The sequence below is a fragment of the Verticiella sediminum genome, assembly GCF_007558815.1.
Lineage (GTDB): Bacteria > Pseudomonadota > Gammaproteobacteria > Burkholderiales > Burkholderiaceae_B > Verticiella > Verticiella sediminum.
The window spans coordinates 48,199-69,888 of record NZ_VLTJ01000029.1 but is presented as its reverse complement, the minus strand read 5'-3'; the positions used below and the strand labels follow the sequence as shown (position 1 = coordinate 69,888).

The following is a 21,690-nucleotide window of genomic DNA, read 5'->3' as shown; positions in this document are numbered from 1 at the left end:
GTTACCTGGAGCGAGTAGGATGTCGGGAGCCTGTGGCTGCCGGCCGAACTGATCCGCGTGCTGGCCGGGTTTCTCTCTGGACCGTGGCCGGAAACTGCACCTTCGCAGTAGCCAAGGGCGTCACGCAGTCCAGGATGACTCGTGCTGCGCGCTGCACGAGCGTCGATGCATTGTCTTTCTTCCAGGCAAGTTCGACTCCGATCGTGGGCGCCGCCCCGTCCAGTTCCCGTGCCGTGATCATGCCGTTCGACCAGATCGCCAAGGAGCGAGGCACGAGGGCAACGCCCATACCCATCCCGACCATCTGCACCATGGTCATGAAGTCGCCAGTATGCCGAAGTCTTGGGCTAAAGCCGGCCAGCATGCACGTGCTGATGACGAGGTCGAACATCGCCGGTGCAGACTTGCGTGGATAGTTGACGAAATTCTCGTCTGCCAGCATGTTCAGCGAAAATGTCTTTGCGCTTGCCAGTGGGTGCGTCTTTTGCATGATCGCGCACAGGCTTTCGCGGTGAAGCGGAGCGATCTCCAGTCTTTCATCATTCGGCGCCGCGTGAAGCATCGCAATGTCAATGTCGCCGCGCATGAGTGACAGGTATTGCTCGCGCGATCCCTGGTGGTCCACCACAATTTCCATGTCGGGCATTGTCGCGGAGAGCTGCCCGTGAATGGTGGGCAAAATGCTGATGATGGAACTCGCCACGGCACCAATACGTAATGTGCCCAGTTCGCCCGCTGCTGTGCGGTTTGTCTCTTGTACAGTGGATTGGAGGTCGGCCAGGATGCGGCGGCAGCCATTCAGGAACGTCCTACCCGCGTCTGTCAGCTCGACGACGCGGCTATCGCGGGTCAGGAGCTTTACGTCGAGTTCATCCTCTAACGCCTTTAACTGCGAGGATAACGGCGGCTGTGATACGTGAAGTCTTGCCGCTGCCTTTACGAAGCTCAACTCTTCAGCTATCGCCACGAAATAGCGGATCTGGCGTAGGGTCACCATCTAGACACCTCAAGTTCGGTACTTCTCTGTAGTATGTATGGCGAGACATTCGCAGGGTACGGAAAGCCCATTTTTCTTGGCGGTGCACGCCAGCAGCAACGGTACGCGGCGATTGTCAACCGCTGTTTGGGGTACGAAGCCTTCAGAGCCATATTCAGCCGTTCGTGATTGTAAGACCGCATCAATCCAGTGGCGGCGCATTGGCGGTCCTGCGAGCGTTATTGGTCTGCGTTTGCTTGATCCGTGCCATGCGCGGCGGCTCCATGCCATGTACGTGCCCCGGCGGCGTCCTGAAGGAAGAGTCGAGCCCGATTGCTGCCAGCCACGATCCCACCGCCGTAGAAACAGAACGCGCAACAGGTCGCGTGGCCGATCGGGCTCAAGGCGGCAAGCTCGTCTGCGCTGGCGCATAAGACCATCCGGGTGTTGCGTTCCGGCGGAGTCAGGCGCTAGTCCAGCAATACGGCTGTGGGGAGGACGGGCAGCAGTAAGAGGGACGTGGAAGACTGCGGGGGAGCGGCCGATACACCGCGAGACGAGTTCCCCGCTGGGCTCACCACCTCACTACGATGCGCGCAGCAGCCGGCGCATCAGCAGGGTCCTCAGGTCCATGCGCATGTCGCAGATGATGTGCACGAATGCGGTATCGCCTCTGAGCTCATAGATGATGCGATTCATGCCGGACAGCACTTGCCGGTATTGCATCAAGTTGAGTGTGGCCAGTTCATCGGGCATCCGGCCGGCTTGCGGGCGGGTCTCGATGCGAGCGACGGCCTCCTTGATGCCTGCATAGCTCTTCTGCCAAGTGGCCTTGCCGAACTTCTTGACGAGGTAGCTTCTCAGGTCTTGCAGATCGGCCTGAGCCGATCGCAGGATGACGACCTTGACCGTCATTCTTCTTTATCCAGCTCCGCGAACACGTCGGCGGCGCCGCGATACTGGCTTTGCTCTATCTCGCGGTTGCCGAGCGCGAGCATCTTCAGCAAGGCAAGGGTCTGTTCCTGCTCTTCGAACGACTGGACATCCATGACGACCAGCTTGGCTTCGCCGTTCTGGGTGATCAGGAGCGGTTCGCGGGTCTCGGTCAATTGCGTGACGATTTCCGCTGTGTGGCTCTTGAGGTAGCTGATCGGTTTGATTTGAGCGGAGTATTTCATAGTGCGGTCTCGGACGACCTGGCAGGCAAAGACTAATTTTAGCCTGAATTTAGTCCTTCTAGCGACGCTCGTGAAGTGCTGGTTGGTATGGTCTTCAATGGTGAGAGGGCTGCTGTCGGCTAACGACCGGCACAGGCTTTTCCTTGGTCCGCGCATCGGCCTGCCTCCCCCGGGGTTATCGGCCCCGGACCGGGACGATCGGGATGACGGCGAGGCTCGAAATGAGAACGAACCGGCCCGTGACTGGGTCCGCGGTCGACATGCGACATGGGCGGAGCTTTCGTGGCCGCGGCACGGATGTCCGCGCCGCACCCATGCGCCTTACGCCGACAAATTGCCAAGCTCGGACCGCACCAGCACTTGTTTCAGCGTATCGACGAACGCATCCAGCCCGGGCGTCTCGCGCTTGGGGTCCCAGATCAGAAAGGCGGTCGGCTGGATCTCGCTTCCTTCGAGGGCAATGAAGCGCACTCCCGGCATCGCCGAACGGGCGATGGACGCTGGTACCACCGATATGCCCAGGCCGCTTGCCACCATGGCGGCAACACTCAGAAACTGCTGCACTTCGAGCCGGCTGCGCGGCTCGAAACCAGCCTGCGCGCACAGGGCGATGAGATGATCGTAGTGCCCCGGCGACGGCCCGCGAGCGAAGATGACGAAGCGCTCGTCGCGCAGGCTCGCCAGGTCGATACAGGAGCAGTCGGCAAAGCGATGTTTTTCCGGCAGGCAGACGACGTAGCGTTCTTTGAAACACACCAGATTCCCGAAGTCCCCCGAATCGCCGACATTGACGAAACCGGCATCGAGGCGGCCGGACCGCACCAAGCGTTTTTGCTCCAGCGACGAACCCTCATGCAAGGAAAATTCGACATGCGGATGCAGCGCCTCGAACAATGACAGGAATTCGCCCAGGCCACGGAACAGCATCGCGCCGGTGAAACCGATATCCAGGTGCCCGGCGTGCCCTTTGGCCAGCGCTGCCCCGAATTCCTCGGCCTTGTCCACCTGGTTCAGCAGTTCATGCGCCTTCGGCAGAAAGGCTTGGCCGGTCGGCGTCAAAGCCACGCGCTTGCTGTCCCGGTGAAACAGCCGGAAGCCGAGCTGATCTTCGAGCTGACGGATGCCGACGCTCAACGGCGGCTGGGTGATATGCAGGCGTTGCGCAGCGCGGCCGAAATGCAGCTCTGAGGCGACCGCCACGAAGTACCGCAAATGTCGGAGATCCACGTTCAACCCTGATTACATTTGGCTGGCCGCAATGATATGCCAATCGAATCGACAAAGCCAAAAATCACATTGGACTGCGTCAGCGCCCTGACAGAACATGATGTTCGTCTGATTCCTCACGCGAACAGGTTCGCGTTCTCATCATGTTATCGCCTCACTCAAATCTTCACGATGCCGTCGCGCGCCTCGCCGGCAAGAAGGGCGTGCTTCTCGATGCGCTGGGAAGCGCCACGGCAGACGCCGTGACCGTCAGACGCCTGCGCGAAGCGCTCGGTCTTCCCGCCGATCCGTCATTGGGTGTCCCGATGATGGCGATCGCGCATCTGTTTCGCGCGGACGCCGATGTCGGCTGCGATGTGCGTCCGCACGAAACCATCGATGCTTCGCTGCGCGATCCGGTCAATGGCGGCACCGAAGTGAAATTCTCGCGCCCGCTGCGTCTTGGCGAAACGATCAGCGCCGAGCGGACCCTGGCGGATGCCTTTGTGCGCGAGGGCAAGAGCGGGCCGCTGGCGATCATCGTCACGCAAACCCGCTATCGCGACGCACAGCAGGAGGAAGTCGCTTGCGTACGCTCGACGATGGTGTACCGGGGGGCGGCGTCTTGACCGTACATCCGTTGAACCGCGCGCGTCTGCAATCCTGCCGCCTTGGCGACGTCTTGGCCGGCGTGGACCTGCCGGCGGTCACCATGACGCAGTTGGCTTTCTATTGCGCTGCCGTCGGCGTGACCGACCCTATTCACTACGACCGCGATTTCGCGCGCAAGGCGAATTTTGCCGATGCCGTAGTCAATGGCTCATTACGTGTCGCCTGGATGGCTCAGGTACTTGCCGAGCTTGCGCCCGAACCGGGGCTGCTGCTGCGGCTGCACTGCTCCCATCGCGGCATCATGCTCGTCGGCGAGGCACCGCATTATTCCGTGCGCTATGCCGGACACGAGTCCACGCTCGATGGTGGCTGTCTGTTGCATTGCCGGATCGAGGCCAGCGTCAATGGTCAGATCCGCGATGTGGGCGATGCGAGCCTGCGTCTGGCGGCAGACTGAACGGCCGCCGGACATGCTGGTGAAAAGTCAAAGGACATATCAGGAAAATCGAGCATGATCATCGAATTCGATCCCGCCATCGAAGCCTTCAAGCGCGAGGTCGCCGCCGCATTCCAGTCCTTGCAGCGGCCCGAGTGGCTATCGCTGGACCCCGAGTGCGAAGCGTATCTAGCGCACGGCCGGCAGATGGACCTGAACCTGATCGAACGCGGCTGGTACACCTTGCACTGGCCGCGAGAATATGGCGGCGGCACCACGGATGCTTTCATGCGCCATGCCGCGCTGCGTGAACTCGAGGGCTATTTCCGGGTGCCGACTTTCGGCGGCCACGGCCGCTATATCGTCGGCCCGGCGCTGATCGAGTTCGGCACGCCAGAGCAAAAGGCGACCTATCTGCCGCCGATCGCCCGCGGCGAAACAGTGATCTGCCTGGGTTTCACGGAACCCAATGCAGGCAGCGACCTGGCGGCCATGGAACTGAAGGCGACACGCCAGGGCGATTATTTCGTGGCCAACGGCAGCAAGCTGTACATCACCTACGGGCACTACGCCACGTCGATGCTGCTGGCGGCGCGCACCGATGCATCGCAGAAGCGCCATGGCGGCGTGAGTCTGTTCCTGATGGACATGGACCTGCCTGGCGTCACGGTCAATCACCTGCCTTGTCTTACGGGGCATATGGTCAACGAAGTGCATCTGCAGGACGTGCATATCCCCGCCAGCGCGCTTCTGGGAGAACCCAACCGCGGCTTCTATCACATGGCGACCGCGCTCAATTTCGAGCGCTCGGGCCTGGACCTGCCGGCCAAGTATATGGCTCAGCTCGAAGACGTCGCCGAATACGCGCGCCAGACGGGGCTATGGCGGCGCAGTTCCATCCGCGAGGCGGTGGGCCGCCTGGCCGCCTATCTGGAAGCCTGGCGAATGGTCTGCTGGCGCGTCGTGATGCTGCAAGCACGAGGAGAAGTGCCGACCTGGGAGGCATCCATGGCGCAGCTGTACCGCAAGGATTTCAACCCCCAATTCGGCAAATTGCTATTGGAGGTCGTCGGTCCGCAGTGCCTGATCGAACGCGGCGATCCACGCGCCGTGCTGGCTGGCCGCGTCGAATGGTATCTGCGCGAATCTTTCAATAACCATGGGCAAGGCGGCCGTTTCGTCACGCGCAACGTCATCGCGCGGCGCGGCCTGAATCTGCCGCGAGACTGAGGACGAAGACGATGCAGACTGTTGCCGACGATACTTTGTCGATATTGCGCGACTCGGCGCGAGATTTTTTTGCGCAGAGCGCCGCGCGCTTCACGCGCGATGCCGATGGCCAGCGCCGCCTGTGGAATGAGATGGGCGCCATGGGCTGGCTCGGTGTCGCCATCCCGGAGTCGCTGGGCGGATCGGCCAGCGGCCTGCCCGCCGCCGGCGTGATCGCGCTGGAACTGGGGCGCGCGGCGCGCGTGGCCGGCTTCGCCGAGAGCGTGGCGCTCGGCGCCGTCCTGGCAAGAAGCGCGCATCCGCCGGCGGATCTGATCGAGGATGTCGCGGCCGGCACCTTGCAGTTGGCCTTGCCGCAGGCGCTGCCCGAGTTGGACGGTGGCCGTGCGGGCCTGCTTGCCGATGCGGGTCCGGCGCGCATCGGCGTCATCCAATGGACGGCCGCGCAGGGCCTGGTGCTGCGCGAGCTTGGCGACGCCGCGCGTGGCCAGATTGTGCCCACCACCGCACGCGCTTCCCACGTGCTGCTGACGAACCTGGCGGACGAGCGCATCCGCGTGCTGGCACCAGCCGACGCCGGCCGTGCGCTGTGGGAAGAAGCGCTGGCCACCCATCGCTGTCTGGCGGCCGCGCAGCTCATCGGCGCTGCCCAGGCTGCACTGGCCATCGCTGTCGACTATGCCCGGGTGCGTATGCAATTCGGCCATGCGATCGGTGCTTATCAAGCGGTGCAGCACGCACTGGTGGACATGCTGGCGACTTCCGATGCCGCCGAGTTGCTCAGCCTGCGTGCGTTGTCGGGGCTCGAACATCAGGCCGACGATCGCTTTTCACTGGCCGCTGCCGCTGCGGCGTTCGCGCGCGATACCGCCTGGGCTGCCTTGATGAAGTGCTACGACGTGCTGGGCGGCATCGGCTTCATCGAAGAACATCCCGTCAACTTCATCACACGCGCCGTGTTGCCGCTGCTGACCGCGATGGGCTCGGCGGCCGATTGCGACGATGCCGTCGCCGCGCACGTGCGATCCGGCCATTGGCTGACGCAACCCCTGGGAGCATGCAAACATGAGTGATTCAACCTCGTCGGAGCCCGTCGCGGCGGCCAAGCCGCTGCCGGTCCCATCCGAACTGGCCCGACCATTCTGGCAAGCGCTCAAGCATCATGAGCTGCGGCTTCAGCAATGTACCGCCTGCCATTTCTATAACCACCCGCCGCGCATTGCCTGCCCGCGCTGCCATGGACATGGCTTTGCCTGGACACGTGTGCGGCCGCAAGGCAGCGTCTACAGCTATACCGTGGTGCATCGTCCGCCGGTGCCCGCCTTCAAAGAAGACGTGCCCTATGCCGTCGCCCTGGTCGACGTGGCCGACACGAATGTGCGGCTGTTATCGAACCTGCTTGCACCGCTTGGCGATCTACGCATCGGCATGCCGGTAGAGATCGTGTTCGACGACGTGACGCCGGATATTTCCCTGTTCCGCTTTCGTCCATGCGATGCGGCTGCGCCGTCCGCGTCCACCGCCGGGAGACCGTAATGCGCACTGATGACTTGCATGCCACCCGCCGTTTGCTTCAGTCGTCGGCGATCGTCGGCGTATACACGACCGAGCAGGGCGATCTTTCGCACAGCAATGATGAACTCTTGCTCGAAGCGATCGAAGGCGCCCTCGCCGATGCCGGCCTGACGATCGAGGATGTCGACGGCATCGCCGGCGGCCGCAGTCCTACCGACAGCGCGGCCACCGCCTTTCCTGCCTACTGGTCGGAACTGCTGGGACATCCGATGCGCTATTTCAGCACCGTCGACGCGGCTGCCGCGGCGCATTCGGCCAACATCCTGCACGCTGCGCTGGCGGTGGCGGCCGGTCTGGCGCAGACCATTGTCGTGATCGGCGGCGGCAGCCGGGGTGCGTCGCGCCAGGCCAATGTGGAAAAGATGGCCTATGCGCACGGCGAATTCGACGTTTCGTGGGGCACGCTGGTGCCTTCCTGGTTCGCGCTGGCTGCGCGCCGCCACATGCATGAGTTCGGCACCACTTCCGAACAACTGGCCGAGATCGCGGTCTCAACACGCATGTGGGCGGCGATGCATCCACAAGCCATCATGCAAAAGCCGTTGACGATCGCCGACGTGACCGACTCACGCATGATCTCCGATCCATTGCATTTGTTCGACTGCTGCATCTCCAACGATGGCGCGGGCGCGATGGTCATCACCACCAAGGAACGAGCGCGCGACTGCCGCAAGGCCGCGGTGCAGGTCCTGGGCGGCGCCGAAGACTATACCTTCCAGGGCTACGTCAACGTCATGCACGATTGGATGGAATCCGGCGCGGTCCACACCGGCGCGCGTTCGTTGCAGATGGCCGGGCTCGGGCACGATGACATCGATCTGCTCGAGATCTACGATTGTTTCACCATCACGGCGCTGCGGATGCTCGAAGATCTGGGCTTCTGCAAGAAGGGCGAGGGCGGTGCTTTCGTGAGCGACGGCAAGCTGCGCCCGGCCGGCAGCCACCCGATGAACACACACGGCGGTGGCTTGTCCTGGGGCCATAGTTTCTCCGGCCTGGCCCATGGCATCGAAGCGGTTCGGCAAATTCGCGGCGAATGTGGCGCGCGCCAGGTGCCCGGCGCCGAGACGGCCCTGGTACATAGCCAAGGCGGTCCGCTGGCCATGCATAGCACGGTCATTTTGGCCAGGGCTTAGCATCTCAAAGGATCACCGAATGGCACCGTTATCAGGCATCCGCGTGGTGGATCTGACCCGTTTCATTTCCGGTCCCTACCTGACGATGTTTCTGGGCGACTTGGGCGCCGACGTCATCAAGATCGAGCATCCGCTGGACGGGGACGCCACGCGGCGCTGGGGTTCCGGTCCGTTTCCGTCCGACAATCCCTACTATCTCTCGGTCAATCGCAACAAGCGTTCGATCGGCTTGGATCTCAAGCACGCCGATGGCATGCAGACGCTCGAGGCGCTGATCGCCAAGAGCGATGTGCTGGTGATCAACGCGATTGCCGGCGCGCTCGAACAATTGGGTCTGTCGGAAACTCGCTTGCGGGCCATCAATCCCCAATGCGTGATATGCGAGATCACGGGCTATGGGGATCGCGGCCCTGATCGGCGCCGCGGCGCGTTCGACTTCACCATCCAGGCCGAGTCGGGAATGATGGCGCTGAACGGTGACCCCGATGGATCGCCGATGAAGGTGGGAGCGCCGATCATGGACGTACTGACCGGCCTGACCGCCTGCATCGCGGTGCAATCGGCGCTGTACGAGCGACAGTCGACCGGACGGGCGCCCAAGGTCTCCACATCGATGATGGAAACGGCGTTGGCCTGCATGCCCAACATCGTCAGCGACTATCTGGTAGCGGGTATTTTCCCCCACCGCTATGGCAACGCGCATCCAAATCTGGTGCCTTACGAGGTATATGAAACCAGCGACCGCTGGCTCGCGCTGGGCCTGGGCAACGAGCCGCAATGGAAACGCCTTTGCACCCTGATCGAGCGCCCGGATCTGAGAGACGATGAGCGATTCTCGATCAATACGGCTCGTATCGCGCATCGCGAAGCGCTGAATCAGCAATTGAAACCCGTCTTCGCCGCGCAGCCTTTGGCATGGTGGCTGCAGAGCCTGGCGCGGAACGCCATTCCCTGCGCGGCGGTGAACACGGTTGCAGATGCTCTGGACAGTGAGCAGATCAGGGCGATGGGTATGGTCCAGGACGTCGAGCATCCGCTGTACCGGTCGATCAAGATGGTGCGCTCACCGATCAGCATCGACGGCAATCCCCTGCCGATCCGCCGGCCGCCACCCTGCCTCGGGCAGCATACCGACGATATCCTGAGCGGCGTGCTGGGCCTGGCGCCGGAGCGGATCGCCGCCCTGCGCGCTTCGGGCGCGGTATCCGGAACTGCACCGAGCGCGGTTTAGCGACGTTTGCGGTGCGCCGCAGGCGCCCCCGTGCACGGTCGGGCGCCGGCGGCTGGCTGCGATGGTGCCTACGATTGACCGACCGGTTCGACCCGCATCAGCTCCAGCAAATCGCCGACACCGCCCTGGTCCAGAGCGTCCACGGCGATCCACGCGGCGTGCGCGCTCGCGCCCAAGCCGGCGAAATCAAAGCAGGACCGGAATTTGGTGCGTACCGCGTCTTCCGAATCGGGAGGATTGAACGGCCCGGCAACCGTGCGGGATGCGCCGCCGCCGTACAGGGTGATCGCCGCCGGCGGCAAACCCGGTTCATCGGTATCGACCTGCACCAGTTCGATACGCTGCGCCATGTCCAGCACGTGCGCGTCGTGCAGGGACGCATCGGTGAGCGTGTTCAGGCTGACCTCGCCATGCACCAACGTAAAGGCGACCATGAACGGGATGCTGTATTTGGCGTCTTGCAAGGTCTGCGGCCTGAGCCGCTGCGCCAGCGGCGCGCACAACTTGGCGGCCGAACCGTTCACGCTGATCACGATGCGCTCGATGCGATCCCTGCCCATATCCTCGCGCAGACGTTGTGCGGCGTACACATAGGGATGCGAAATGCGGCAGCTTGGCCAGGGCTTGATGCAGGTATCGCTCCACATCCACGCATCGGCGCGCAGGAGCTGCGCGCGCTGAGCCGAGTCCAGATTCCTGCCGAAGTAGAGCGGGAAAAACCCGGCCGCGCCGTCCAGTGCCGTCGGCGGGCCCACGACTCCCGCCAGTGCCAGCAATGCGGCGTTGACGCCTCCCATCGAGGCGAACGCCGGGTAGATGGCCCGGGCATTGCCGCCCACGCCAAAGCCCGCTTCTTTGCCGCCGGCCGCCTGCATGTATGCCAATCCGAGGGCCGAACGCGTGTTTTCCGCGTTCATCCGCAATACGATGCAAGCCGACAGCGCCGCGGCGAAATAGCCGAATAGCTGGCTCAGAAACCAGTCCGAACCCGGGCCGCGTCCTATCGGCCTCCAGATCGAGCCGAGCCGGCACAACAGTTCGTTGGACAGGGCGACCGCGTCGACCACATCCGCTCCCGAGGCGCCGCCGGCCCGCGCCGCAGCCAGTGCTGCCGGCAACGTCACGGCGGTGGGATGGACTCGTGCGAAGTCGTGAATGTCATCGAAATCCAGGATGTGGCCGTAGGCTGACATGACGAAAGCGACCATCGCCGGCGCGAGCTGACCACCCGTCTGAAAAGACCACGGCAACTGCCTGGCGAGAGCACTGGTCTCGCGCGCGGCAGTTGCGATCGCCAGGTTATCTGCAATGTGCAGACGGGTCTTGCGACGGATCGCCGCCGGGATGCCGGCACGCCGCTGGGCAAATAGAGCATCGATCAATTGCGTGCTGAGCGTGGCCGGCATGCCATCCATCGCGTCGCGGCCGCTTGGCATTGCCGTCACGGCGCCGCCGCGTCCAGCAAGGAACGGCCCGCCGCCACTTGTCCCTCCAACTGCCGGTCGGAGGCATTGACGCGCTCGGCGATGGCCAGCATGTCTTCGAGTCTGTCGAACGGCACGACCACCAGGCCATTGCTGTCGCCAATCACCAGGTCGTTCGCGCAGATGCGGACGTCGCCGATATCGAGCGGTTCGCCGATATGACCGAGTCTGGTGCGCCGCTTGCCCGATCTGGGCGTGACATGCCGGCTAGCCACCCACAATCCGGCCGTGCGGATGTCATCGATATCCCGGCAGGCACCGTCGATGACGACCGCCTCGATGCCTCTGAGATGCGCGGACAACGCGACGATGCCACCCATGGCCGAGACCTCGGCCCCGCCGGCATCGACCACCAGCACCTGAGTCGGTCCAGCCGCCGCCACCATCTCGGCCTGGCCGAACTCGGCGAGCGAATGGCTCCCGAGTTTCCCGACCTCGCCGCGCACGGTGACGGCGAAACCGCAGCGGCGGCCCGTGCCACTGCGCATCGGCAGGCCGGATATCACCCCGGCCAGGCCTAAATCGTCCAGCGCGTCGGACCAGGTCGCCGTGCTGATGCCCGCGCAGCGCTCGATCAGCGCTTGCCGCGCGGCTTGCGTGGAAATGTCCAAAGCCATGTTCATCCTCCGATATCGCCGACTGTCACCCGGCAAAACCCGGCACCGCGATGCCTTTGACGCCGGTCTTCAGCGCGAAGACTCCCCCCGCGAGTGGCTGCGGCGCCAACTGTTCCGCCGTGAGTTTCTGCCGCGCCGTGGTGATGTACAGCGTATCGAGATCCGGGCCGCCGAAACTGCAGCAAGTGGGTTGCGTGACAGGCAGCGCGACGATACGGTCGACCTTGCCGCCGGGTGTATAGCGGACGATACGGCCGTTGCCGTAATTGGCGTTCCACAGGCAGCCGTCGGCGTCCATGGCCGATCCGTCCGGCACGCCAGGGTCGGCCGCGCAATCGACGAATACGCGCCGGTTCGACAAGGCGCCCGCGGCAAGATCGAAATCGAATACCCAGATCTTCTTGGCCGTGCTGTCCGCGAAGTACATCAAGCGATCGTCCGGGCTGAACACCACCGAATTTGGAATGTCGATCCCTCCGAAGAGTTTCTGGACGGAAAGGTCGGGCTGTACGCAATAGAACGAACCCTGGAATTCGCGTACCGTGTCGTGCATGGTGCCGATCCAGAAGCGGCCGCGCCGGTCGCAGCGCCCATCGTTCAGGCGATGCCCTTCCTGGTCCGCTTCCAGAGCCAGCAGGCGCTTGCAGGATCCTGTCGTCGGCTCGAAGTGGTACACGCCGTCATGCAATGCGACGATCATGCCGCCGCTTTGGCGAAACGCCCAACTACCCACGGAACGCCCCGGTATGTCGAAGCGCTGGTGTTCGCCGCTGACAGGGTCCCAAGATTGAATCAACGGGGCCCTGACATCGATCCACCACAGCTTGCCTTGCACGCTGTTCCAAAGTGGAACCTCGCCGAGCGAGTCATTGCTTCGCACCACGCATTCCGGTTGGTGGAGATCAGTCATAGTGTTTTTCCATCAAAGAGAGCTGTCGGCCGCGCGTCGGCCGGCGGATCATTCGACTTTCACGCCGGTCTGCTTCTGGATGTCACGAAAGATCATGTATTCGTTGGTGATGAACTCGTGCGCTTCGGCCGTCGACTCGGAAGCAAATGGCACCATCGATCCGGTCTTCAGGTTCTCGATCACGCCCGTGTCGGCAACCACATCGCTGACCAGCTTGCGCAGTTTCTCGGAGATCGCGGGCGGCATGTTCGCCGGTCCGAGCAATACCAGCCAGTTGCGCAGCTCCCATTGCGTCGGCAAGGATTGGTTGGCCAGCGTGGCCGCTCCGGGAAGCATGGCCGACTTGTCGTTTGAAGTCAGCACCGCCACCGATCGCAGTTTTCCGGCCTTGACCATCGGGCCGACGTTGCCCGCGATGTCATTCAATACGCCGTCGACGTGCCCGGCAACTGCGTCGATGATCGCCGGGCCGCCGCCGTTATACGGGATGACGTCGAACTGGGCGCCGCTATCTGTGTTGATTTTGGCCAAGATCAGTTCCGGCTGTCCGCCAGCACCCGCCACCCCGATGCGGATCGGTCGCGTCTTGGACAGGTCGATCAGTTGCTGCAGAGAGTTGGCCGGTATCGAGGGATTGACCAGAAAAGCCGCTTCGGATCTCGCCACTAGGGAAATGTGCGTGAAATCCTTGAGAGGATCGTAGGGAACATTGGGAAAGGTATGCGGATTGACGACGATGGGGCTGGCGGTGGTGATCAACATCGTATAGCCGTCGGGCGCGGACTTGGCCAGGTGCGACAGCGCCATAGCTCCGTTGGCGCCAGGCATGGCCTCGACCACTACCGGCACGCCAAGCGCTTCGGACATCTTGGGTCCGACTATGCGCGCCAACGTGTCGGTGGATCCGCCTGCCGCGTAAGGGGTGATGAGCCGGATCGGTTTGCTCGGGAACTCCGCCGCCGTGGCGTTCCCCCAGGGCATGGCGCTGAAGCTTTGGAGCAAGACAAGCGCAAGCACGCGTAAGTACGTTGATATTTTCATTAAGTTCCTCCTCGGGGAAAGCGCTGACACATCTTGGGCGGGACTCATTTGCTTTGCGTTCCATGACGAAAGCCGGAGTCCGCGATGTTTGATTTGAAATCATCTTGCATCCTGGCAAGTTGGCCCGTCCAATGCCATTTGTGACTTCCTCAATTCAATCTGAATATCGTGATGGTTTTCCCATGGATATATCGCGCAAGAAGCAAATCGACATGGAGCGACTCGACGCATCGATGCCCGCTTGGTAAAGAGAGGGCGCTATTCTCTTCTCTGTTTCGAGCGGGTCTTTGCTTGCGGCCGCGGTGCGCGCTTGCCATTGTTTATCCCACCGGGGCAAGCCTTCGGCGAGCCGGGTGGGTGGATATATCCAGGTTTGAGAGGGGGGCTGGGCCGCGATCCGGGCTACCACTTCAGACAGCGAACCGAACACGCTAGATGTGTTTCAAATGAAAGTTAGGTGCGGGCCCGCCGTGCGCGTAGCCTGGGTGTGTGCGGCAACTGCCGCGCACGACAGAAAGGGATGAATATCATGACCCAACAACAGACTTCCACCGTGAACACCCAACAGCCAGGCCAGCCGTCAACCGAGGAAAGTCGCAGGCAGCAGGAGCAGGCCGACCAGAGCAGCAGGCAGCAGCCGGACCAGGACAAGGGCCGGAACCAGTCCGACGCGGACCGCCAAGCACAGCAGCAGGGAAAAAAGGGGGGCGTGTGAACCCTGAGAGCCTTTCCCGCCAGCGAGGCGCTGCGCAGTGGGAGGATGAGGGCGGCTCGCAGCATCTGCCGGCGGCGGCTACATTCCCGCTCGAGGTTTTCGACGAACACGAGAAGCGGGTGCTGGCCTTCCTGGGGGCGTCCATTCTGAGCCTTTGGGACGGCATGCCTGAAGACTTCCGGCGAGCGGCCTTGCGACGTGAGGCGGCGCAGGAGGCCTACGACGCCGAATGGGTTCGTTCGAGGTTGGCGGGTCTGATGCGTGGCCAGCCAGACATGGCGAAATAGCTGTCATGGCATGCGAGTGCGGCGGTGACGCGCCGCGCTGACGGTGCCGGCTCAAGAAGAAAAATCGTGCCGCCTTCCGCGTAACGAATGACCGCCAGGCGCCGGCATTCGTTCTGGGCACGATTGACACGCATGGCGAGGACGTGGCAGAGCACACTCGGGTGCAGGCCAACGCGGCAGGCCGCGTCGTCTGCACAGCGTGGCTGTCGCGAAATGTCAGAACATGATCGCGAGAGCGAACAGATGCAGGACGACCGGCAGCCCGTAGCTCATGCGGGCCGGTGCGGTGCTATCCGCAACAGAAGGTCCGGCGCCGGCAGGTCCGAGCCCGGCAGCCGATCGGCCAGGGTGTAGCCGTCCAGGTGCGACATGAAGGCGCGCAGGGCGCCGCCAAGCACACCTGCCAGACGGCAGTCGCCCGTCAGCGTGCACTGGCTGCCGGTGGCAAAGCACTCCACCAGGTCGAGATCAGGCTCGATGCTGCGTACCACTGCGCCCAGATTGATGTCCTGCGGTGCGCGCGCGAGGCGCATGCCGCCGCCTTTGCCGCGCACGGTCTCGATCCAGCCGTGCCGGCCGAGCTGATGCGTGACTTTCATCAGGTGGGCTTCTGAATGAAACGCGATGGGCCGCGGCGATCTCGGCGATGGTGCGGAGGCGTTCCGGCCGGGGCGCTACCTCATCAGCAGGCGCAGCGCGTGGTCGGTCATCGTGGTCAGACGCATGCGAAAGCCTCGCTCACGAGGGCCTGCCCGAGCTGCCGGGTTGCGGGGCTGGCACGGAAAGCGGTTGATCGACTCGCGGACGGATCAGCATGGGCAGGAAGCGCCACAGATACAGGGCGAAGGCCAGTTCCCAGGCCCCGGCCGAGGCATGCAGCGTACCCAGGGACAGGGGCGTGGGCAGCAGCGCAACCAGGCGCAGCACGGCCGCGGCGATCACCAGCACATAGGCCGCCACCATGCTGCGGTCCGTGCGCAGCGGGCGGCCCAGGTGGCCCAGGGCGGTGCGCGTGACCATGCCGATGATGAGCACGCCGAATCCGGCGACGCCGATCACGTGCGCCGGCCAGGCCGCAAGCAGCACCCAGCCGGCGGCCTGCGCCGCCGCCACGAGCAGGCCCGCGCCGAGCCCTGCGTAGCCCGCGTAGAGAATCCAGAGCAGCGGCACGCGCCGCACGGCCAGGGGTTTCCAGGCCAGCACCTGCCATAGTGCGAGCGCACCGGCAGATGCCAGGCCCACGGCGGCTGCGATCGTCCCGCCGAGCAACTGGCCCGTCACGGCAAGCGCGCCGGCCGCGAGTTGCCACTGGCCGCTCGCCGTGTGCATGGGGATATGCAGGCCGGTGACCGCTCGCATGGCGAAGAAGGGGATCACCCGGCGCGCGACCAGCAGGGCGATCACGGCCATGCACAGCAGCCCAGTGTAGAAGTAGCGCATGAGCAGCGCATACTCATCGGCCCAGATGGCGTACAGGAACAGTGCGTCGGCTACGCCCAGCGCGAGCACGAGCACCGGCACGCCGTAGTTGCGCCGGTTGCGGGTGGCGTAGATGGTCCGGCCCAGGGCCAGTGCGCCCCAGCCGTAGAACAGCAGCTCGCACAGCGCGGCCAGGACGAAGGCAGTCGGGCCCGGCACCAGAAAGCCCACTCGGGCCGATACCCATAGCAGGGCCAGCCCGCCCAGCGCTGGCCCGCGTAAAGGATTGACACCCGTCCAGTTGGCGCTGGCGGTGAGCAGAAAGCCCAGGGCAATGGTGGCGACGAAACCCCAGAGCGTCTCGTGCGCGTGCCAGAGCACGCCGGACAGCGCGCCCTGCAGCCACTGCGGCGCGAACACCCACACGGCCACCGCCACGATGCCCCAGAGGCACCCCGCCGGGTACAGCGGCCGAAAGCCCAGCTCCAGGAACGCTCGCCACTGCGGCGCCGTGGATGTGCCGGTGGCGGGCTCGTCGATGCGCAGTCGTTCGGTCATGGGGGCAGCGCTGCTCGGACACGTGCTTTAAAGATCTATATTGAATATATCTTATGCTCGGCGAAGAACAAGCCTTGGTACGACAAACGCGCCAGCAGGCGTGCCCGGGCGACGCGCATGGCGTCGGAGCGGAGCAGGCGGTGAGCGCCAAGAACGGCCAGTGTGTCCACCAAAGTGTTCAGGGCGAGACAAACGGTTCCGAGCATGACCAATTGACCCGCCAGCGGCTCGCTCGGCGAGACGAATTGCGGCAGGAAGGCCAGGAAGAAGAGGGCGGTCTTCACGTTCATGGCTTCGACCAGCGCGCCTTCCAGAAGGGCACGGCGCATGCCGCGGCTGACCGTCCGATCGTTGGGCAGACGTCGGTTCGCCTGCACGAGAGCGCGAATGCCCAGGTAGACCAGGTACGCCGCGCCCACATACTTCAGCACGATGAAGGCAACGGCCGATTGCGCGATCAGGAGCGAGAGCCCGAGAGCGGCAGCGGCGACGTGCAGCATGCCGACGACGTAGGCCATGCCGGGGCCGGGCGTGATGGCGAGAGCGATGGCGGCGATGAAAAAGGGCAGGAGCGACATGGCACGTGGTTGATGGAGGCTGCGTCGATGGCGCTACCTTAGGCTCTCGTCGCAAGCTCGCCAAGCCTCTGGAGCGGATGGGCGATGCGGCCGTCGCCGTAGCAACGGACGATCTGCGCGATGACGACCTGATAGCCATCGAGCCACGCCGCCTGGCGCTGCTTGGCCTCGACGTGCGCGGGATGTGTCATCAGCGCCTGCAGTGCTTCCATGGATTCCCAGTAGTACACGTTGGATATCAAGCCCGTCGAGGGATTCTCCCAGGCTTCTTCGCCGAGGTATCCCGGGATCGACTTCGCTGCTCGCGCGATCACCTGGTCCAGTGCATGGAATTCGTCGTCCGCTTCGTGCATGGCGAATGTAAAGGTGGCGCTGTAGAGAGTTTGCATCGGTTCCTTCATGGACGGAGTGTCCGTTTGGCTTGCCGCCCGGCGAGCCCATTCGGCATGCCCGGACCTGCGGCCGCGCTTTCGGCGCGCGCGGCCCACCACACGCTCCATGGGGACGCGATAATGTCCGTCGTCAGGAGCAGCCATCGCCATGAGCAAGAGCATCATCGTCCTGGGCGCCGGCATGGTCGGCGTCTGTACCGCCCTGCATCTGCAGCGCCTGGGCTACACCGTCTGCCTGGTCGACCGTCGCGAACCGGGCCGCGAAACGTCGTACGGCAACGCCGGGCTGATCCAGCGCGAGGCGGTCGAACCTTACCCCTTCCCGCGCGAGTTCGGCAAGATTCTGCGCGTAGCGCTGCGCCGCGGCTTCGACATCCGCTACCACTGGGCGGCGTTGCCGACGCTGATGCCGCGTCTGGCGGGCTACTGGTCGGCGTCGGCGCCCGCGCGCTATCGCGACATCGTCCCGCCTTATGCCCGCCTCATCCTGCACGCAATCGACGAGCATCGGGTCTTGATGGAGGCCGCGGACTGCCTGGCGCTGGCGCGTCCCGGCGGTTACCGCGCGATATTCAGCCGTGCCGACAGCTTCGCGCTTGCGACGGCGCGCGCCGAGCGCCTCGAGCGCGATTGGGGCGTGCACAGCGCCGTCGAGTCGGCCGCGGATCTGCGGCGCGCGCAGCCCATGCTGGCCGCGGATGCGGTCGGCGCCGTGCATTGGCAGGACCCTTGGAGCGTGGTCGACCCGGGCGCCCTGGTGACGGCGTACGCGACGCTGTTCGTACGGCAGGGGGGAGAGGTTCGGCAAGGCGACGCGCAAAGCCTGCGCGGCGAGGGCGCCGGCTGGGCCGTCGAGACCGTCGACGGCGTGTTGACGGCCCAGCAGGCCGTGCTGGCCCTCGGGCCGTGGGCCGATGGCATGCTGCGCCGCCTGGGCTATCGCCTGCCGCTCTTCGTCAAGCGCGGCTATCACCGGCACTATGTCTGCGCACGGCCGCCCAGCGTGCCGCTGCAGGATGCCGACCGTGGCTTCATGATGAGTCCGATGCGCGCCGGCCTGCGCGTGGCCACCGGCGCGGAGTTCGCCAGCCTGGGGGCGCGCGCCACGCCGCTGCAGATGACGCGGGCCGAGTCGGCTGCACGCCGCTGGCTTGACCTGGGCGAGGCGGTGGAGCCCGAGCCGTGGCTGGGCGCCAGGCCCTGCACCGCGGACATGCTGCCGCTGATTGGTCCCGCGCCCAGGCACCCAGGCCTCTGGTTCAACTTCGGCCACGGCCACCAGGGCTTCACGCTGGGGCCGATCAGCGGCCGGCTGCTCGCCGAGATGCTCGACGGTGCGTCGCCGGTGGTCGACCCTGCACCGTACGCGCCTAGCCGCTATGCCTGAGTCGGACACGAAGACTGCGACTGGCTGCGTGGCGCCGTTCCGGGCGCATGCGCGGCGGCCGGCCGATGGCCGTTGCGCGTTCAGGAAGCAGCCGGGGCAGGCGCTGCCGCGCGCTGGCGGCCCCGCTCAGGGCAGACTGAGCGGACGTCAAGTCCGCAGGCTCGCTAGCATGTCTGGCCAGGGCCTGGCCGCGTCCCCGGCAGGGTCGCCGGCATCGATCAGGCTGGCCAGCCCGGGCAGCAGGCCACCGGCCAGTTCACCGATCTTGGCCGCCAGCGTCGACAGGTCCAGCGGCCGGTCCGGGCTGCCGATCGCGCTCAGGCATTCGGCTTGCAGCCGTCCGGCCGGGGTATGCACCACCACCCGGGCCGGGCGGTCGAACGGCGGTTCCAGCGGTCCCTGCCACGGATGCAGGCGCACCACGCGGCGCAGCCGCTGCACGCGCGGATCGGTCAGCGCGGCGCTGGAGAAGGCCGCCATGCCCCCCGTGCCGTACACCAGCGGTCCGGCCACCATGTGCGGCATCGAGAACCTGGCGCCCAGGGTCGTCAGCGGATCCGCATTGTCCAGGGTCAGCGCGAGCGGGTGCGTGTACACGTCGATGGCAAGCACCGCCTGCGCGTCCAGCCCGCCGCCGGCCAGCAGTTCCAGCACGGCCTCCACCGCCGCGTGGCCGTGCTGGCAGCACGCATACAGCTTCTGGTAGCCGGACTCGACAGACCAGACTTCGCCCAGCGCCGCGGTCAGGGCGCTGCTGTCCGCCTGGCCGCCCAGGATGTCCCGATAAACCGCCGGCAGGCTGCCGCCGACGCCGCGGATGCCGCAGGCCGACCAGTCCGCGCACTGCATGCCGTTGACCGCGCCGGCGGCGGCCCAGCCGTTGCGCACCAGCACGCCCTGGACCAGGTGCGGCCGCGGGCCCAGGCTGGCGGTGGTGGCTGCCGCCGCCATCGCGCCGGCCAGCACGTCGGCGTGTTCCCGGCGCAGCAGGGCCACGCCCGCCGCCGCGCCGATGGCCGACCAGCATGCGTGCGCATGCACCGTCGGCCGGGCAAAGCGAAAGGCCAGGGCGACGCGGGTCACGCATTCGTACGCCAGGGCCAGGGCGCGCACCAGCTCGCCGTAGCTCGCACCCGTCGCCTCGGCCTCCGCCAGCAGCGCGGGCAGGACGTAGATGCCGGCGTGGCAGATGGTCCGCCGGAATCCTTCGTCCAGTTCGCACCAGGTGCCGGCGACCGCGTTCACCGACGCCGCCTGCAGCCGGTCGACGCGCGGCAGGCCGGCGGCGAACAGCGTGGATTCTTCGATGTGCGGCCTGCTCAGCACGCGCTGTCGGTACGCCGCGAGTTCCGGTTCGCACGCGCCTGCGGCCATGGCGGCCAGATCGTCGGCCAGGACCAGCACCGTCCGCCGCCGGGCGCTTTCGGGGATGCCGGCCAGACCGCAGTCCGCGGCCCACTCGGCGAGCGCATGCAGCGCCGCATCGAATTCGGAAGAGTTTTTCATGATCGCCATCGTCGGCAATGAATCGGTGTACGAAGCCCCACGGGCCGGCCGTGTCGCGCCGGCGCCGGTCGGGACGTCAATCGATGCTGATGTTGGCCTGGCGGATCACCTCGCCCCATTTGCGGGTGTCGGTGGCGACCAGTTCGGCGAAGGCCGCGGGCGTGGTCGGTTTGGCTTCCGCGCCCATCGAGTCCAGGCGGGCGATGATTTCCGGCTTGTCCAGGGCGGCGTTGACCGCCGCGTTGAGCTTGTCCACGATCGGCTGCGGCGTGCCGGCCGGCGCGAAGATGCCGAACCAGGTGGTGGCCTCGAAGCCCGGCACGCCGGCCTCGGCGACGGTGGGCACGTCGGGCATGGACTGGCTGCGCGCGCTGCCGGTGACGCCCAGGGCCTTGAGTTCGCCGCTTTGCACCTTGGGCAGGGCCGAGGGCAGGTTGTCGAACATCAGGTCCACGCGCGCGGCGAGCAGGTCGATCATGGCCGGGCCACTACCCTGGTAGGGCACGTGCAGGATGTCCACGTCGGCCATGGTCTTGAACATCTCGGCGGCGAGGTGGGTGGTGCCGCCGTTGCCTGAGGACGCATAGTTGAGCGCGCCGGGCTTGCTCTTGGCGAGCGCGATGAGGTCCTGGACGGAGGCCGCCGGCAGGCTGGCCGGCACCACCAGCACGTTGATCGACGAACCGGCCAGGGCGACCGGGCTCAGATCCTTGATCGGGTCGAACGGCATGTTCTTGAACAGGCCCGGGTTGATCGCGATGTTGCCGGCGGCGCCCAGCAGCAGGGTGTAGCCGTCGGGTGCGGCGCTGGCGACCACGTTGGAGCCGATGTTGCCGCCGCCGCCGGGGCGATTCTCGACGACGAAGGGCTGGTGCAGCGACTGGCTGAGTTCGTTGGCGACCAGGCGGCCGAAGATGTCGGTGGCGCCGCCGGCTGCGAAGGGCACGATGAGGCGCACCGGCTTGGCCGGATAGTCGGCGTCGGCGGCGAGCGCGGCTGCGGGTACGGCGAGGCAAAGCAAAGTCAGGACCGTGGCGCGGGCGGCCGAAATGCGGGATTTCATGAAAGCTCCGGGCAGATCTGGATGAGGGAGGGAACCGGCCGCCGGCGAGGGCCGGGGCAGGCTGGATCGTGTGAGTCACTCCCGTCTGAAGGCGGGAGCTTCCTCGTCACTCGTTGGGGGCGCCTGCGGCGCCAGGATGGGCTTGCTTCGCTT

Annotated in this window: 23 protein-coding genes and 1 pseudogene; 10 read left to right on the top strand and 14 right to left on the bottom strand. The window is 65.2% G+C overall.

Annotation, left to right across the window (positions count from 1 at the left end; all coding sequences use genetic code 11):
• Position 1: 1 nt before the first annotated feature.
• The 4 genes from FOZ76_RS14835 to FOZ76_RS14820 all read right to left on the bottom strand — a co-directional run bounded on the left by FOZ76_RS14835 (position 2) and on the right by FOZ76_RS14820 (position 3,381).
• Complete coding sequence (locus FOZ76_RS14835; protein ID WP_143949055.1) at positions 2 to 997, bottom strand: LysR family transcriptional regulator; 996 nt, start codon at positions 995 to 997, stop codon at positions 2 to 4.
• A 564-nt stretch (positions 998 to 1,561) separates the two neighbouring features.
• The gene (locus tag FOZ76_RS14830) at positions 1,562 to 1,891 is read right to left on the bottom strand and encodes a type II toxin-antitoxin system RelE/ParE family toxin (RefSeq protein WP_143949054.1); all 330 of its coding nucleotides are present in this window, start codon (positions 1,889 to 1,891) and stop codon (positions 1,562 to 1,564) included.
• The gene (locus tag FOZ76_RS14825; protein ID WP_143949053.1) at positions 1,888 to 2,154 is read right to left on the bottom strand and encodes a type II toxin-antitoxin system Phd/YefM family antitoxin; all 267 of its coding nucleotides are present in this window, start codon (positions 2,152 to 2,154) and stop codon (positions 1,888 to 1,890) included. The genes FOZ76_RS14830 and FOZ76_RS14825 overlap by 4 nt, the downstream gene beginning before the upstream one ends.
• 321 nt (positions 2,155 to 2,475) lie before the next feature.
• Complete coding sequence (locus tag FOZ76_RS14820; RefSeq protein WP_246129575.1) at positions 2,476 to 3,381, bottom strand: LysR substrate-binding domain-containing protein; 906 nt, start codon at positions 3,379 to 3,381, stop codon at positions 2,476 to 2,478.
• Positions 3,382 to 3,524: 143 nt separating this feature from the next.
• Here FOZ76_RS14820 and FOZ76_RS14815 point away from each other — a divergent pair, with 143 nt between their 5' ends.
• From FOZ76_RS14815 to FOZ76_RS14785, 7 genes are read left to right on the top strand one after another with little or no spacing between them, the layout of a single operon-like run.
• The gene (locus FOZ76_RS14815) at positions 3,525 to 3,989 is read left to right on the top strand and encodes an FAS1-like dehydratase domain-containing protein (protein WP_143949051.1); all 465 of its coding nucleotides are present in this window, start codon (positions 3,525 to 3,527) and stop codon (positions 3,987 to 3,989) included.
• Positions 3,947 to 4,429: a MaoC/PaaZ C-terminal domain-containing protein gene (locus tag FOZ76_RS14810; protein WP_143949050.1), complete on the top strand. Its 483-nt coding sequence runs from the start codon at positions 3,947 to 3,949 to the stop codon at positions 4,427 to 4,429. Before FOZ76_RS14815 ends, FOZ76_RS14810 begins: the two co-directional genes overlap by 43 nt.
• A gap of 54 nt (positions 4,430 to 4,483) precedes the next feature.
• Positions 4,484 to 5,638, top strand: a complete 1,155-nt coding sequence (locus tag FOZ76_RS14805; protein ID WP_143949049.1) for an acyl-CoA dehydrogenase family protein — start codon at positions 4,484 to 4,486, stop codon at positions 5,636 to 5,638.
• An 11-nt stretch (positions 5,639 to 5,649) separates the two neighbouring features.
• On the top strand, positions 5,650 to 6,711 hold the full coding sequence (locus FOZ76_RS14800) for an acyl-CoA dehydrogenase family protein (RefSeq protein ID WP_143949048.1): 1,062 nt from the start codon (positions 5,650 to 5,652) through the stop codon (positions 6,709 to 6,711).
• Positions 6,704 to 7,174 (top strand): Zn-ribbon domain-containing OB-fold protein, encoded by a 471-nt coding sequence (locus tag FOZ76_RS14795; protein ID WP_143949047.1) that lies wholly within the window; start codon positions 6,704 to 6,706, stop codon positions 7,172 to 7,174. Before FOZ76_RS14800 ends, FOZ76_RS14795 begins: the two co-directional genes overlap by 8 nt.
• The gene (locus FOZ76_RS14790; RefSeq protein ID WP_170235466.1) at positions 7,174 to 8,349 is read left to right on the top strand and encodes a thiolase C-terminal domain-containing protein; all 1,176 of its coding nucleotides are present in this window, start codon (positions 7,174 to 7,176) and stop codon (positions 8,347 to 8,349) included. The genes FOZ76_RS14795 and FOZ76_RS14790 overlap by 1 nt, the downstream gene beginning before the upstream one ends.
• 19 nt (positions 8,350 to 8,368) lie before the next feature.
• Positions 8,369 to 9,580 carry a CaiB/BaiF CoA transferase family protein gene (locus FOZ76_RS14785; protein ID WP_170235465.1) on the top strand — a complete coding sequence of 404 codons (1,212 nt, stop codon included), beginning with the start codon at positions 8,369 to 8,371 and terminating at the stop codon, positions 9,578 to 9,580.
• A gap of 68 nt (positions 9,581 to 9,648) precedes the next feature.
• On the opposite strand, the gene FOZ76_RS14780 is transcribed toward FOZ76_RS14785, so the two are convergent.
• From FOZ76_RS14780 to FOZ76_RS14765, 4 genes are read right to left on the bottom strand one after another with little or no spacing between them, the layout of a single operon-like run.
• The gene (locus FOZ76_RS14780; protein WP_170235464.1) at positions 9,649 to 10,986 is read right to left on the bottom strand and encodes an MmgE/PrpD family protein; all 1,338 of its coding nucleotides are present in this window, start codon (positions 10,984 to 10,986) and stop codon (positions 9,649 to 9,651) included.
• A 35-nt stretch (positions 10,987 to 11,021) separates the two neighbouring features.
• The gene (locus FOZ76_RS14775) at positions 11,022 to 11,681 is read right to left on the bottom strand and encodes an RraA family protein (protein WP_170235463.1); all 660 of its coding nucleotides are present in this window, start codon (positions 11,679 to 11,681) and stop codon (positions 11,022 to 11,024) included.
• Between the two features lie 25 nt (positions 11,682 to 11,706).
• Positions 11,707 to 12,591 carry an SMP-30/gluconolactonase/LRE family protein gene (locus FOZ76_RS14770; protein WP_143949042.1) on the bottom strand — a complete coding sequence of 295 codons (885 nt, stop codon included), beginning with the start codon at positions 12,589 to 12,591 and terminating at the stop codon, positions 11,707 to 11,709.
• A 48-nt stretch (positions 12,592 to 12,639) separates the two neighbouring features.
• Complete coding sequence (locus tag FOZ76_RS14765; protein WP_170235462.1) at positions 12,640 to 13,632, bottom strand: Bug family tripartite tricarboxylate transporter substrate binding protein; 993 nt, start codon at positions 13,630 to 13,632, stop codon at positions 12,640 to 12,642.
• 529 nt (positions 13,633 to 14,161) lie between these two features.
• Between FOZ76_RS14765 and FOZ76_RS14760 the strand changes: the two genes are divergently transcribed.
• Together FOZ76_RS14760 and FOZ76_RS14755 are read left to right on the top strand one after the other, a co-directional pair.
• Entirely contained in the window at positions 14,162 to 14,347 is a 186-nt protein-coding gene (locus FOZ76_RS14760; protein ID WP_143949040.1) for a hypothetical protein, read from the top strand.
• Entirely contained in the window at positions 14,344 to 14,634 is a 291-nt protein-coding gene (locus tag FOZ76_RS14755) for a hypothetical protein (RefSeq protein ID WP_143949039.1), read from the top strand. Before FOZ76_RS14760 ends, FOZ76_RS14755 begins: the two co-directional genes overlap by 4 nt.
• A gap of 269 nt (positions 14,635 to 14,903) precedes the next feature.
• Here FOZ76_RS14755 and FOZ76_RS14750 read toward each other — a convergent pair.
• The 4 genes and pseudogenes from FOZ76_RS14750 to FOZ76_RS14735 form a co-directional block, all read right to left on the bottom strand.
• Positions 14,904 to 15,359 (bottom strand): annotated as a pseudogene (locus tag FOZ76_RS14750) (RrF2 family transcriptional regulator).
• A 13-nt stretch (positions 15,360 to 15,372) separates the two neighbouring features.
• The gene (locus tag FOZ76_RS14745; protein ID WP_143949038.1) at positions 15,373 to 16,611 is read right to left on the bottom strand and encodes an NnrS family protein; all 1,239 of its coding nucleotides are present in this window, start codon (positions 16,609 to 16,611) and stop codon (positions 15,373 to 15,375) included.
• A gap of 35 nt (positions 16,612 to 16,646) precedes the next feature.
• Positions 16,647 to 17,189 carry a LysE family translocator gene (locus FOZ76_RS14740; RefSeq protein WP_143949037.1) on the bottom strand — a complete coding sequence of 181 codons (543 nt, stop codon included), beginning with the start codon at positions 17,187 to 17,189 and terminating at the stop codon, positions 16,647 to 16,649.
• A 38-nt stretch (positions 17,190 to 17,227) separates the two neighbouring features.
• Complete coding sequence (locus tag FOZ76_RS14735) at positions 17,228 to 17,578, bottom strand: antibiotic biosynthesis monooxygenase family protein (protein ID WP_143949036.1); 351 nt, start codon at positions 17,576 to 17,578, stop codon at positions 17,228 to 17,230.
• A gap of 151 nt (positions 17,579 to 17,729) precedes the next feature.
• Between FOZ76_RS14735 and FOZ76_RS14730 the strand changes: the two genes are divergently transcribed.
• On the top strand, positions 17,730 to 18,968 hold the full coding sequence (locus FOZ76_RS14730; protein ID WP_143949035.1) for an NAD(P)/FAD-dependent oxidoreductase: 1,239 nt from the start codon (positions 17,730 to 17,732) through the stop codon (positions 18,966 to 18,968).
• 147 nt (positions 18,969 to 19,115) lie between these two features.
• On the opposite strand, the gene FOZ76_RS14725 is transcribed toward FOZ76_RS14730, so the two are convergent.
• Together FOZ76_RS14725 and FOZ76_RS14720 are read right to left on the bottom strand one after the other, a co-directional pair.
• Positions 19,116 to 20,474: an MmgE/PrpD family protein gene (locus FOZ76_RS14725; protein WP_170235461.1), complete on the bottom strand. Its 1,359-nt coding sequence runs from the start codon at positions 20,472 to 20,474 to the stop codon at positions 19,116 to 19,118.
• A gap of 76 nt (positions 20,475 to 20,550) precedes the next feature.
• On the bottom strand, positions 20,551 to 21,537 hold the full coding sequence (locus tag FOZ76_RS14720; protein ID WP_143949033.1) for a tripartite tricarboxylate transporter substrate binding protein: 987 nt from the start codon (positions 21,535 to 21,537) through the stop codon (positions 20,551 to 20,553).
• Between the last annotated feature and the right edge of the window lie 153 nt (positions 21,538 to 21,690).